This is a genomic window from Pseudomonas sp. NMS19W, from assembly GCF_051554255.1.
GTDB lineage: Bacteria > Pseudomonadota > Gammaproteobacteria > Pseudomonadales > Pseudomonadaceae > Aquipseudomonas > Aquipseudomonas kribbensis.
On sequence record NZ_CP136718.1, the window covers coordinates 3,146,673 to 3,160,163 of the forward strand.

Below are 13,491 nucleotides of genomic sequence, written 5' to 3' on the forward strand. Positions count from 1 at the left end.
AACATGGGCACGCAACAACAGAACCTGACACCGGCCCAGGCCACGGCAACCAGTCATTCCTTGCAAGTGTGCGCGGTGATTGATGAAACCGCCGATGCCCGCTCGCTGGTGCTGGACATCCCGCCAGACCTGCGTGAGCGCTTTGCCTACAAACCGGGGCAGTTCCTGACGTTTCGCGTGCCCTGTGCCGGCAAGCTGCTGACCCGTTGCTATTCCATGGCCAGTTCGCCGCTGATCGATGAGCGCCCCAAGGTCACGGTGAAACGGGTCGAAGGCGGCCGGGTGTCGAACCGGATGAACGAAGTGCAGGTCGGTGACTGGCTGGACGTGCTGCCGCCGGCCGGGCATTTCTGCCTCGATGAGCATCAGCCGGATGACGACAAACCCTTGGTACTGTTCGGCGGTGGATCGGGCATCACCCCGGTGTTTTCCATTCTCAAATCGACGCTGCAACGCAGCCGGCGGCCGATCAAGTTGGTCTACGCCAATCGCGATGAAGCGTCGGTGATTTTCAAGGATGAGCTGCGGCAACTGGCCCAGACCCATCCGGAACAACTGCAAGTGCTGCACGCGCTGGATTCGGTGCAAGGTTTCCTGACCGCCGACCAGGTGCGCCATTTGCTGAAAGGGTCTGCCGGCGGCGATTACTTCATCTGCGGCCCGGGTCCGTTCATGGACACCGTCGAACGGACCTTGCTGGAACTCGGCGAAGCCGCTGAACGCATCCACGTCGAGCGCTTCGTCTCCCCGCCCGATCCCGACGAATTGCTGGCTGAAGACGCCGCCGCCCGGCAAGCCTCCCTCGGCTCGCGCTGTGAATCGCTGGTGATCGTGCTCGACGGCCAGCAACACGAAATTGCCTGCCAGCCCGGCGACACCCTGCTGCAAAGCTGCAAGGCCGCCGGCCTCGATGTGCCTTCCTCCTGCGAAGAAGGTTTTTGCGGTGCCTGCATGTGCGTGGTCGAGGAAGGCGAAACCCGGATGGCCCGCAACGACGTGCTGAGCCCCAGAGAGATGGCCGAAGGCTGGACCCTGGCCTGCCAGAGCCGCCCGAGCGGCGCACGGGTGCGCTTGAAGTTCCCGGATTGAGCGCCCGTCGACAATAGTCTCAACGGACGATCTCCCGGACGCGATCTGCAGTTAGACTCGGCCAGCCCATTGGCCCAAAAACAATAAAAGAGGTGCAGTTATGGCTCGTTTGCAAAACAAGGTCGCGGTGGTTACCGGCGGCGCATCGGGGATCGGCCTGGCCTGCGTGCGGCGCTTTGCCGCCGAAGGCGCGCAGGTTGTCGGCCTGGACATCGGCAACGCCCCGGCGGACTTTCCGGGCCTGTTCATGACCCTGGATGTGCGCGATGAAGCGCAGGTGCAACAGGTCATGCAGGAAGTCATCAACCATTTCGGCCACATCGATGTACTGGTCAACGCGGCCGGCGTCGCCGACCAGGGCAGCGTCACCCAGACCAGCACCGCCAACTGGCAACGGGTGCTGGACATCAACCTGACCGGCACCATGCTCACCAGCAAATATGCGCTGGCATCGATGGAGCCCCGGCGCAGCGGCTCGATCATCAACATCGGCTCGATCTTCGGCCTGCAGGGTTGCGACGGCAACGTCGCGTACAACGTGTCCAAGGGCGGCATCAACCAGTTGACGCGCTCGATGGCGATCGACTTCGGTTATGCCAATATTCGCGTCAACGGCCTGTGCCCCGGCCTGATCGAAACCCCGATGACCAGCATGGTCCGCGAGCACGAAGCCTTCCACGCGTTCTTCGCCTCGCAACATATGCTCAATCGCTCCGGGCAACCGGAAGAAGTGGCCAACGTCGCGCTGTTCCTGGCCTCGGACGAAGCGTCCTTTGTCAGCGGCCAGATGATCGCCGTGGACGGCGGTTTCTCTGCCGGCCGCCGCTTCGCCCCGCCCGCCGCCTGATTTTCCTTGCCGGGCGCCTGCCCGGCACACCCCTTTTCTTCCGCACCTGTCCTCTGGCCGAGGAGGCCCCATGCTGCCTGTCGAAAACGCACTGACCATCGTCCAACTGTTCGCCAACGCTGCCCGCAACTATGTCGACCGCCCGGCCATCGAGGATGACGGGCGCTCGATCAGCTACCGGCAACTTGATCAACTGCGCAGCCAGGCTGCCCGGTCGCTACTGGCGTTGAACGTCCAGCCCGGCGACCGCGTAGCGATCTGGGCACCGAATATCTGGGAATGGATTGTCGCCGCCGCTGCGCTGCAAAGCGTCGGGGCTGCGCTGGTGCCGCTCAATACACGCATGAAAGGCAGTGAGGCCGGTTTTATCCTGCGCCAGAGCGGGGCCTGCGTGCTGTTTGCCATTGGCGAGTTCCTCGGTGCCGACTACCCGCGCATGCTCGCCGCCGAAGAGCTGCCGGCGCTGCGCCAGATCGTCACTTTGCGCAGCGTTGACTCAAAAACGCTGAGCTGGGACGCGTTCCTGGCTCTGGCCAGCGATGTTTCACCCGAAACGCTGCAAACACGCGAACAAGCGCTCGGCCCGCAGGACCTCTCCGATCTGCTGTTCACCTCGGGTACCACCGGCAAGCCCAAAGGCGTGATGAGCAATCACGGGCAAACCCTGCAGGTGGTGCGCGACTGGAGTGAAGTGGTCGGTCTGCGCGAAGGCGATCGCTATCTGATCGTCAATCCGTTCTTCCATTCCTTCGGGTACAAGGCCGGCTGGCTGGCGGCGCTGATGCGCGGCTGCACCATCGTGCCGCAACAGATCTTCGACGTGCAGGCGGTGCTCGAATGCGTGCAGCGCGAGCGAATTACCGTGCTGCCCGGCCCGCCGACCCTTTATCAGTCGTTGCTCGCCCACCCGCGGCGCGATGCATTCGACCTGACTTCCCTGCGCATTGCAGTCACCGGAGCCGCTACGATTCCGGTGGAAATGATCCGCCGCATGCGCGATGAACTCGGATTCGCAACCATCGTCACCGCGTATGGCCTGACCGAAACCTGCGGTTTCGCTACGATCTGCCGCCCAGGAGACTCGCTAGAATTGCTCGCATCCACCAGCGGCCGGGCCATGCCGGGAGTGGAAGTGCGCTGCATCGGCGCCAACGGTCGCAGCCAGCCGGTGAACGTTCCCGGCGAAATCCAGGTGCGCGGCTACAACCTGATGCAGGGCTACTTCAACGATCCGCAGGCCAGTCAGGAAGTGCTCGATGCCGACGGCTGGCTGCACACCGGCGATATCGGCGTGCTCGACGAACAGGGTTATCTGCGCATCACCGACCGCCTCAAGGACATGTTCATCACCGGCGGTTTCAACGTCTATCCGGCGGAAATCGAACACTGCCTGCTGGGTTATCCCGGCGTGGCGCAGGTAGCGGTGATCGGCATTCCGGATGAGCGTCTGGGCGAAGTGGCCATGGCCTTTCTGCTGCCGGCGCCGGGTGTCGAGATCGAGCAGGCCCGGTTCCTCGCTTGGTGCCGTGAGCAGATGGCCAACTACAAGGTGCCGCGCCGTGTGCAGGTGCTGGAGAGCATGCCGCTGAACGCGGCGGGGAAAGTGACCAAGAATGTGTTGCGGGAGTGGGCGTTGAGCTGATTTCTCTCCCCCAGTGGACACCCACTGGGGGAATGACCTTCAGATCACCCGGGCCGGATGCTGCTGACGCGGGTCGCCCAGCAGGGCGCGATGGGACGGTGGCTGGCGACCGCCGTCTTCGCTGATGCCGTATCCGGCAGCGATTTCGGCAGTGATCAGCGTCTGCCCCGAGAGCGCCATCAACTGCGGATCATTGAGCAAGGCGTGAATCACCCGGCCGTTGAATTGCGGGGTTTCGGCGTGCGTCAGAAAAGCCTTGTACTGCTCGCCATGCTGTTCGCCGGCAATCCGTGTGCGCTCGGTCAGTTGCGGCCCGAGCCACAGCGATAACGCCGCCACGCCACGTCCCTCGAAATCGATGGCCATGTCCGCTGCCAGTTTGTCGCAACCGGCCTTCTGCGCACCGTACGCCGGGCCGTGCATGTAGCAACCGCCGCCAAAGGACGAGGTAAAGCAGATCAGCCCCTGCGGGCTGTTCAACAACAGCGGCGCGGCGTGGTAGCTGGCGATGTACGCCGAGCGCAGGCCGACGTCGAGGATGCGCACCAGATCCAGCGGTTTCTCCCAGAACGGCCCCGGTTCGATCAACTGGTCGTGGATGAACGCGGCATTGTTCACCAGCAGATCCAGCCGCCCGCACTCACGTTCGACCTGGGCGAACAGCGCCGCGACCTGCGTATCGTCGGCGTGGTCGCAAACCACCGCGACGCCCTCTCCGCCCGCCGCTGTAATCGCGGCGGCCGTGTCGTGCAGCGAGCTATTCAGGGCCTGTCCATACAGATGCGCACCTGCAGCTTCCGGCGCACGCCCTGTGACGTAAACCCGCATGCCCGCCGCACCCAGTGCCAGGGCGATACCCTGACCGACGCCGCGACTGGCGCCGGTCACCACTGCCACTTGCCGATTCATTTGACGCTCCCGAACTGACTGATCGCTGCCCCGCTCTTCTGGCTCTGGCGCTTGATGTGGTTGGCCGCCAGGTAACCGAAGGTCATCGCCGGACCGATGGTGGAACCGGCCCCCGGATAGGTGCGGCCCATCATCGACGCGGCACTGTTGCCGATGGCGTACAGGCCTTTGATCGGCTGGCCGTCCTCGTGCAGGACGCGGGCGTTAACGTCGGTGAGCAAGCCGCCCTTGGTGCCGATGTCGCCGGCATCGATGCGTACGGCGTAGAACGGCCCCTTGAACAACGGCGCCAGGCACGGATTGGGCGTTACATGGGGATCGCCGTAATAGCGGTCGAACAGCGACTCCCCTTGTGGAAATCCTCGTCATACCCGCGCACCGCCATACCGTTGAAACGCTGCACGGTGCGCAACAGCCCGGCCGCATCGATGCCGATTTTGTTCGCCAGGGTCTGCAGATCCGGCGCCTTGAAAAAGTAATCACGCAGATGTTCGGGCAGTTGCCAGTCGCGCTGGGCATACCCCGGCAACAACGCGCCGCAGGGGTATTTGCGGCGAAACTCGGCGTCGAACACCATCCAGCACGGCACGCTCGCGGCGCCTTCGCGGTTGCTGGCGTACATCGCCTCGACGATATCGGTGTAGGGCGCGGCCTCGTTGACGAAGCGTTCGCCCGCCGAGTTCACCATTACACAACCGGGCAACGTCCGCTCGACGAACATCGCCCGCTGTTTCTCCTCGCCGCGAACATGGGTGGTCGGCGCCCACCAACTGTGCTCCATCAGCGCCGTGCGGGCGCCAATGGCTTGTCCTGCGCGAATGCCGTCGCCGGTGTTGTGTGGCGGCGTGGCGCTCCAGTCAGTCTTTGACGGTTGCGGCAGATACTGCGTGCGCATCGCCTGATTACGCTCAAATCCTCCGGCGGCAATGATCACGCCGTAGCGCGCCTTGACGTTCAACCGCAACCCATCGCGGCTGACCCGCGCACCACCGACCCGGTCGCCGACGATCAGCAGTTCTTCCAGCCCGCAGTTCAGCCACAGCGATTTGCCGCGATCCTGCAACGAACAGCGCAAGGCGCCGATCAAGGCGTTGCCCAGGGTCAGGTAGCGGTCACGCTTCGACAGACGCCGGCCCTCGCGGTCGCGCCAGTAACGCCACATGACCTTCAGCGTCAGGCGCAACCAGCCGGGGCCACGGCACAGCAGGACCTGCGCCTCTTTCATGGTCATCGCCATGCGGCCCATCATCAATGTGCCGGGGGATGGCGCACGCATACGCAGGAATTCTTCACCCAGCTCGGCGGCGTCGAACGGTTGCGGGTCCATGGAGCGATAACCGGGTTTGCCGCCTTCGACTTCCGGGTAGTAATCGGCGTAGCTGGCCTGGGCCTCGAAGCGCACGCGGGTCTTCTGTTCGAGGTATTCAACCATTTGCTTGCCGTGCTCGACGTAGGCTTCGATACGCCCGTCGTCAATCTCGCCGTGGGTCACCGCGCGGATATAGGCAATCGCTTCGGCGGCGCTGTCACTGCCGCCCAGGGCCGCGATCCGGTGGTTGCCGGGGATCCAGATCCCGCCGCCGGACACCGCCGAGGTGCCGCCGTACTCGTTGCTCTTTTCGATCAGCAACACGTTCAGTCCCAGGTCGTGAGCGCGCAGCGCGGCGGTCATCCCGCCCGCTCCGGAACCCACCACCAGCACATCGCAGCACTCATCCCATTTGATCTCGGCAGCTTTCATGCGATCACCCTTGCTCAGCGCCTTCAAGGCAAAAACCGCCGGCCGGATCTTCGTCCGGCGCAGTCGGTCTCGGGATTGTTGAGTGCGTGTGCCGGGTGGTCATCGTCCGATGGGACTAAGGAATGTTCGTCCTGCCCCTGTGCAAATCGCCCCGTGCAAATCGCTTAGTCCGCTTGGACGATGTTGCGTCAGATCGGTGACCGCATAGTCGCCCACGGCACCACTCCCCCTGAAATGCAGGTCGGGCAGGTCTGACCTGGGCATGAGGACGACATGATAAAAACAATAATCGCCCCACAATCGCTTCACCCTCGCGTACAACTGGCCGTGTTGTTGCTGGCCGGTGGACTGGGCAGCCAGGCCAGCGCGATGACCTTCCAGCCGAGCGAAGATCTGAGCGTCGACTGGGACACCACACTGACCTACAGCCTCGCCTGGCGGACCGAGGGTCGTGATCACAAACTGACGGCCAACGCCGATGCCAACGACGGCGACAATGCGTTTGCCAAAGGCAGCCTGATCAACAACCGCGCCGGTTTCCTCACCGAAGCCAACATCAAATGGCAGGACGACTACGGCGTGTTCGTACGGGCCACGGGGTTCTACGACAACGTCTACGATCAGGACAACGACAACAACACCGGCACTTCGAACTGCTTTGCCGGCGGCCATTGCAGCCGGCCGGACCGTTTTTCCCAGGACACCATCGACCAGCACCGCAATGAACTGCGCATGCTCGATTACTACGCCTACGGCACCTGGGATCTGGGCGGGCACAACCTCAATGCGCGGCTGGGTAATCAGGTGGTGAGCTGGGGTGAAAGCCTGTTCTACCCCGGCATCTCGGCGGCGCAGAGCCCGGTGGACGCGACCAAGTCGACCACGCCCGGTGTCGAGGTCAAGGAAATCCTCCTGCCGGTCGGCCAACTGTTCACCCAGTTCAGCCTCACCGACAGCCTCGATATCCAGGCCTACTACCAATACAAATGGGAAAAGACCCAGTTGTTCGGGGTCGGCAGCTACTTCTCCACCACCGACTACATCGACGAAGGCGGCTACAACGACGCCAGCGGTTTCGTCACGCGTCTGGCCAACGACAAGCCGAGCAATCAGGGCCAGTACGGTGTGGCCTTCACCTACGCCGCCGAATCGCTGAACAACACCGAGTTCGGCATTTACTACTCGCGCTATCACGACAAGACGCCGTCGCTGGACTTCCAGTCCGAGCTGGGTCGCTACCGTGCGGTGTACTTCGACAACATCGACCTGTTCGGCGCCAGTTTCTCCACGGTGATCGGCGACGTCAGCTGGGCCGGCGAAGTCAGCTACCGCGACGGCGCGCCGGTGATGGTCAACAACGGTTTCTCCAGCGCCGTACGCGGCAAAACGATGCAAGCGCAGTCGTCGATGATCTACGTGCTCGGCCCGACCTCCTTCGCCGACAACACCACGCTGACCGGCGAGGTCGTCTACAACACGGTCATCAGCAACGACAAGTCGCAGCCCGTGACACTGGCGCCGGGCTTCACGTTGCCGGGCACCGACAGTCTGGTCTACGACCGCGAAGCCTGGGGTTACACCGCGCAGGTCAGCTTCGATTACAACGACGTGTTCAGCGGCTGGGATATGTCCGTGCCGATCACCTACAGCACTGCGGCCCACGGCGACAGCTCGATTGTCGGCTCGATCAACCAGGGCGAAGGCGACGACCGCGCCAGTATCGGCAGCTCGTGGCGCTATCTGGGCAACTTCACCGTCGAAGCCCGTTACAACGCCTACCTGGGCAACGCCAACAACAGCCCGTTGGCCGACCGCGACAACGTCGCCCTCAACTTCAAATACCGGTTCTGATTCCCCTGTCGGAGGAGCACAGCATGTCTCGATTCACCCAAACGTTATTGAGCACGGCGCTGACCGTCGGCCTGCTCGGCAGTGGCCTGGCCTACGCCAAGGTCAGCCCCGAAGAGGCTGCGCGACTGGGCCAGGACCTGACCCCGATGGGCGCGGAAAAGGCCGGCAACGCCGACGGCAGCATCCCGGCCTGGAGCGGCAAGTGGCGCGGTCTGCCACCGGGTCTGAAATTTGCCGGCCCCGGCACGCCGTACCCGGACCCGTACGCGGCGGAGAAACCGCTGTTCATCATCGATTCGAAGAACATGGACAAGTACGCCGAGAACCTGTCCGACGGCGAAAAAGCCTTGCTCAAGCGCTACCCGGACACCTTCAAGATCCCGGTGTACCCGAGCCATCGCGACTTCCGCGCCGATCAGCGTCTGGAAGACCTGATCAAGAAAAACGCGGTGACCGCCGAGCTCGACAACGACAACAACGACACCAAGAACGCCTGGGGGGCCTCGCCGTTTCCGATTCCGAAGAACGGCAGCGAGTTGATGTTCAACCACACCCTGCAGGGCCGGGCCAACACCGAAGAGGCCAACTACGGTCAGGCGGTGGTGTACGCCAACAAGGAAAAAGTGCTGGAAGAGGTCAACTACAAGATCTTCTCGATCTGGTCCAGCCCGGACAAGAACCTCGACTCCGCCAACGGCATCCTGACCAACTTCCTGATCACCACCCTGGAACCGGTGCGCAAGAAAGGCGAAATCGTGGTCGGTCATGAGTTCATCAACCCCACGGCCTCGCCGCGTCAGGCCTGGCAGTACAGCCCCGGCCAACGTCGGGTACGCCGTGCGCCTACCGTCGGCTATGACTCGCCGACCGGTGCCGGCGGCTTCCGGGTGTACGACGAAGACCGTTTGTTCAACGGCGCGCCGGACCGCTACAACTGGACCATCGTCGGCAAAAAAGAACTCTACATTCCGTACCACAACTACAAGATCGACGACCCTAGCGTGACGGCGGATCAGATCCTGTCGACCACCGGCCACGTCGATCCGCAGTACATGCGCTACGAGAAACACCGGGTCTGGGTGCTGCAGGCCACGCTCAAGGAAGGCGCCCGCCACGTCTACGCCAAGCGTGTGTTGTATCTGGATGAAGACACCTGGTCCGCGACCATGGCCGACAACTACGATGCCCGTGGCCAGTTGTGGCGCACCAACATGCAGACCTCGGTCTACGCCTACGACATTCAGCGCTACCACGCACGCCTCGGCATCTACCATGACCTGATTGCCGGCTCCTATCTGGTTGACCGCCTGCTGGTCGATCAGAAACCCGCCAAGCTCAATGCCACCGCCTTCTCCGAAGACGAATTCACCCCTGGCAACCTGCGCAAACTCGGCACCCGCTGAACCCGCCACGCCCCGACCGATTCATTCGGTCGGGGCGTTGTTTTTTTCTCAATTTGCACCTTACGGAAACTGCCCATGAACAGATTACTCACTGCGGCCCTTGCCGTGGCCGGCCTCGGTTTGTCGATGCAGGCCAATGCCCTGAACATTTTGCTGACCAACGACGACGGCTGCCGCGCTCCAGGCATCGACGCGATGTATCGCGCACTGACCGCTGCCGGCCACACCGTTACGCTGGTCGGCCCGTTGAACGACAGCAGCGGCATCAGCGCTGCCAGCGTCGTGGTGCCCGGCCAGGCCCTGGCGGTGACTGAACTGGCGCCCGGCAGATTTTGCGTCGGTCCGCCCGAGGGCTACACCCCGCCGAGCGGCAAGACTTCGGCCATCGGCACGCCGGTGGATGCGGTCAACGTGGGGCTGGATGTGTTGCTCAAAGACACGCCGCCGGATCTGGTGGTGTCAGGCATCAACTTCGGTGAGAACGTCGGCCCGCTGACGCAGATGTCCGGCACCCTCAACGCCGCTGTCCGGGCCATGTTCAAAGGCGTTCCGGCGGTGGCGGTGTCGACGGCCATCGACATGGACCTGATCATGCGCGACCAGCAGGCCGGTTACCGCAAGACCCTGGGCGCCATGGACGACACCGCGAAGTTTGCGGTGAAGGTCATCGAGCAGGCCCATCGGAACTGCGCCAAACACCGCTGCAAACTGAATGTGCTCGGGCTACCGGGCGTCAACGGGCTGAACCTCAACTACCCGGCGCTGCCTGCCAATCAAGTCAAAGGCGTGAGTTTTGCGCCGATCGGCAATTGGGACCGGGTGAACTTCACCTCACAGCGCGGCGCCGACGGTACGGTTCACGTCAACCTGGTTGCGCCGCCAAAACCTACGGCCATTCAGCAGCAGGCCGATGCGTATCAGCTGTGGCAAGGGCATGCAGTGATTACGGTGATCGCCGGCAATATGAGCGCGCCGCCGGCGGTGCAGGATCAGGCGAAGAAAATGCTCAAAAGCATCCAGCCTTGAAACGACACAACCCCTGCAGGTGATCACCCCCAGGGGTTGAACGGTTTCAGACAACGGGTTGGAACGGCACGAACTCGGTGACTTCGAGATCAAACCCCGACACCGCTTTGTAAGGCACCGGCGAACTCATCAAACGCATCTTGCGCACGTTCTGATCCCGCAGGATCTGCGCGCCGATACCCAGCGTACGGTGCGGAAAATGCGGCGGGCGGGATTTGCCGCCGCTGCGCTGGCGCAATTGCTCGAGCACACCGTCAGCGGTTTCCTTCTGCGCCAATAACACCAGCACGCCGTTGCCGGCCGCCGCGATACTCGCCAGCGAACGTTCAAGGGTCCATTGCTGCGGTCCGTTTTCGCTTTCGCAGCCCAGGGCATCGCGCAGGGTTTCGATGCTTTGCACCCGCACCAGAACCGGTTGAGTGCTGTCGATCCGGCCCTTGACCAGCGCCAGATGCAGCGCGCCTTGATAAGTGTCCTGATACGCCGTCACCTGGAATTCACCGTGACGGGTCAGCAAAGGATAGGCCTCGCCGCGTTCGATCGTGCCTTCGTGAAGGATGCGGTAGTGAATCAGTTCGGCAATGCTGCCGATGCGCAAGCCATGGCGGCGGGCGAATTCGTGCAACTGCTCGCCACGGGCCAGTTCACCGTCCTCGTCGAGAATCCCCACCAGCGTCGCCGCCGGTTGCAGGCCCGCGAGGCGAGTCAGGTCACACGCGGCCTCGACATGCCCGGCCCGCTGCATGACGCCACCGGGCAAGGCCTGCACCGGAAAGATATGCCCCGGTTGCACCAGATCCGCCGGGCCGCTGGCCGGGTCGACGGCCACCTGGATCGAGCGCGCCCGGTCAGCGGCGCTGATCCCTGTGGACACACCGGTAGCCGCCTCGATCGACCGGGTAAACCCCACGCCATGCTGCGCCCGCGAATGGGGCACCATCAGGTCCAGTCCCAGTTCGCAGCAACGTTGCTCGGTCAGTGCCAGGCAGATCAAGCCGCGCGCCTGTACCGCCATGAACGTCACCGCTTCGGCGTCCGCCCGTTCGGCGGCCATCAGCAGTGAGCCTTCGGCATTGTTCTCGTCATCGGTGATGACCACCATCTGCCCCGCCGCGATGGCTTCGAGCAGCTGCGGCACGCTGTCGAACGCCAGACTCATTGCAGCGCCTCGCGCAGGTCGGCAGCGGCTTCGGACAACACCTGGGCGGCACCTTCGACAAACGGCGCCATGCTGATGAAACCGTGAATCATCCCTTCACAGCGCTGCACCCGCACCGGAACTTCGGCTGCACGCAGGCGCTCGGCAAATGCCTCGCCTTCATCACGCAACGGATCGAATTCGGCGGTGATCAGGGTCGTCGGCGGCAAATGCGCCACGCTCCCGGCGCGCAATGGCGAGGCCAGCGGGTCCTCGCCCTGCCCGTCTTCCTGCAAATACTGCTGCCAGAACCAGTTCATCATGGCGCCGGTGAGGAAGAAACCATCGGCAAACTCCCGATAGGAATGGCTGTCGCAACCGGCGTCGGTGACCGGATAGAACAGGCATTGATAGCGGATCTTCGGCCCCTGCCGTTGCACCGCCAACTGACTGACTGCCAGTGCCAGATTGCCCCCGGCGCTGTCCCCCGCCACCGCGAGCCGACTGCCATCGACGCCCAGTTGCGCCGCGTGCTCCACCAGCCAGCCGGTCGCCCGGTAACAATCCAGCGGCGCCGCCGGGAACGGATGCTCCGGCGCCAGTCGATAAGCCACCGACACCACCACGGCGTCGGTCAGGTGGGCCAGCGAGCGGCACAGGTTGTCGTGGGTATCGAGGTTGCCGACGACAAAACCGCCGCCATGGAAATACACCAGCAACGGCAGATTGCTTTCTTCCGACGGCCGATACAGACGCGCGTCCAGTTCGCCAATCGCCCCCTCGACCCGCAAGTTGCGTACCTCGGCCATTGGCACGCCGGGAATCGCCGGCTGCATGTTGTCGCAGAACTGCCGGTAGTGCGCCGCATCGAGCTGGCTGTAATCGGGTGCCGGCAGGTCGCTGAATTGCTGAAGAATCAGCGCGATCTGTTTATCGAGCGGCATGGGCATCTTCCTCTACATCGGACATGTTGAATTGTGGGTTGGACTCTTCGAGGATGCTGTGCACCCGTTGCTGCAGCGCCACCTTGAAACCTTTGTGGGGAAAGACCCAGAAGCGTTTTTCGGCGATGGCGGCGAACACCTGTTCTGCGAGTTCGGCAGGCGTCATGCCCTGGCGAATGCTGCTGTCGAGCAACTGGCTGAACGACAAACCGGCGCCGTCGACCACTTGATTGGAGGCCATGATTTCACTGGCCACCGGCCCCGGGCACACCACCGAAACCGACACGGGAGCACCGAGCATGCTCAGTTCGTAATGCAGGGTTTCCGACAGTGCGACCACCGCCTGCTTGGTCACGTTGTAAGGCGCCATCAACGGGCTACTGAGCAGACCGGCCAGTGACGCGGTGTTGATCACATGGGCCGCACGGCCCTGACGCAGGAACAACGGCACAAAACAGCGAATGCCATTGATGACCCCGCAGAGGTTGACGTCGAGCATCCGTTGCCACTGCTGCGCGGTGATTTCCCAGCTGTAGCCGGTCTGCATCACGCCAGCATTGTTGAACAGCAGATCGACCCCGCCAAACCGGTCGAGGGCGACATCGCGCAAATGCTCCACCTGTTCCAGATCGCCGATGTTGGTGACGCAGGCGACCACCTGCGCTCCGCCGCTTCGCAGTTCTGCACAAAGCTTTTCCAGCCGCAACCCATCGAGATCGGCCAACACCAAACGCATCCCCAACCTGGCCGCATGTTCGGCCAGCCCCCGACCGATGCCACTGGCGGCACCGGTAATGACCGCGACCGGCCCTGATTGCTGATTCATTGCCTGCTCCTGACAAACGTCCGATGACGTCAGTAGAGCGGGCGCCGCTCGGCCGGCCATCGTCCATTCAGACGA

Annotated in this window: 10 protein-coding genes and 1 pseudogene; 6 read left to right on the forward strand and 5 right to left on the reverse strand. The window is 63.1% G+C overall.

Annotation, left to right across the window (positions count from 1 at the left end; genetic code table 11):
* The first annotated feature begins 3 nt into the window (after positions 1-3).
* From R1A29_RS14240 to R1A29_RS14250, 3 genes are all read left to right on the forward strand, one after another.
* Positions 4-1,089 (forward strand): 2Fe-2S iron-sulfur cluster-binding protein, encoded by a 1,086-nt coding sequence (locus R1A29_RS14240; protein WP_438301947.1) that lies wholly within the window; start codon positions 4-6, stop codon positions 1,087-1,089.
* 100 nt (positions 1,090-1,189) lie between these two features.
* Positions 1,190-1,936: an SDR family NAD(P)-dependent oxidoreductase gene (locus tag R1A29_RS14245; protein ID WP_305832900.1), complete on the forward strand. Its 747-nt coding sequence runs from the start codon at positions 1,190-1,192 to the stop codon at positions 1,934-1,936.
* Positions 1,937-2,006: 70 nt separating this feature from the next.
* On the forward strand, positions 2,007-3,578 hold the full coding sequence (locus tag R1A29_RS14250) for a FadD3 family acyl-CoA ligase (RefSeq protein ID WP_438301948.1): 1,572 nt from the start codon (positions 2,007-2,009) through the stop codon (positions 3,576-3,578).
* 39 nt (positions 3,579-3,617) lie between these two features.
* Here R1A29_RS14250 and R1A29_RS14255 read toward each other — a convergent pair whose 3' ends face one another.
* Together R1A29_RS14255 and R1A29_RS14260 are read right to left on the reverse strand one after the other, a co-directional pair.
* Positions 3,618-4,487: an SDR family NAD(P)-dependent oxidoreductase gene (locus tag R1A29_RS14255; RefSeq protein ID WP_438301949.1), complete on the reverse strand. Its 870-nt coding sequence runs from the start codon at positions 4,485-4,487 to the stop codon at positions 3,618-3,620.
* A pseudogene (locus R1A29_RS14260) lies at positions 4,484-6,228 on the reverse strand (FAD-dependent oxidoreductase). Before R1A29_RS14260 ends, R1A29_RS14255 begins: the two are co-directional and overlap by 4 nt.
* Before the next feature lie 273 nt (positions 6,229-6,501).
* On the opposite strand from R1A29_RS14260, the gene R1A29_RS14265 reads away from it, so the two are divergent.
* The 3 genes from R1A29_RS14265 to surE all read left to right on the forward strand — a co-directional run bounded on the left by R1A29_RS14265 (position 6,502) and on the right by surE (position 10,508).
* Entirely contained in the window at positions 6,502-8,079 is a 1,578-nt protein-coding gene (locus R1A29_RS14265) for a DUF1302 domain-containing protein (RefSeq protein WP_085709916.1), read from the forward strand.
* 23 nt (positions 8,080-8,102) lie between these two features.
* A complete protein-coding gene (locus R1A29_RS14270) occupies positions 8,103-9,482 on the forward strand; it encodes a DUF1329 domain-containing protein (RefSeq protein ID WP_085709917.1) in 1,380 nt (459 codons plus the stop codon).
* 75 nt (positions 9,483-9,557) lie between these two features.
* A complete protein-coding gene (gene surE / locus R1A29_RS14275; protein WP_438301950.1) occupies positions 9,558-10,508 on the forward strand; it encodes a 5'/3'-nucleotidase SurE in 951 nt (316 codons plus the stop codon).
* Positions 10,509-10,554: 46 nt separating this feature from the next.
* Here the strand turns inward: surE and R1A29_RS14280 are convergent, their stop codons facing one another.
* The 3 genes from R1A29_RS14280 to R1A29_RS14290 are packed head-to-tail and all read right to left on the reverse strand — an operon-like array spanning position 10,555 to position 13,416.
* A complete protein-coding gene (locus tag R1A29_RS14280) occupies positions 10,555-11,667 on the reverse strand; it encodes a 3,4-dihydroxy-2-butanone-4-phosphate synthase (RefSeq protein ID WP_438301951.1) in 1,113 nt (370 codons plus the stop codon).
* Entirely contained in the window at positions 11,664-12,590 is a 927-nt protein-coding gene (locus R1A29_RS14285) for an alpha/beta hydrolase (RefSeq protein WP_438301952.1), read from the reverse strand. Before R1A29_RS14285 ends, R1A29_RS14280 begins: the two co-directional genes overlap by 4 nt.
* The gene (locus R1A29_RS14290) at positions 12,577-13,416 is read right to left on the reverse strand and encodes an SDR family NAD(P)-dependent oxidoreductase (RefSeq protein WP_438301953.1); all 840 of its coding nucleotides are present in this window, start codon (positions 13,414-13,416) and stop codon (positions 12,577-12,579) included. Before R1A29_RS14290 ends, R1A29_RS14285 begins: the two co-directional genes overlap by 14 nt.
* Between the last annotated feature and the right edge of the window lie 75 nt (positions 13,417-13,491).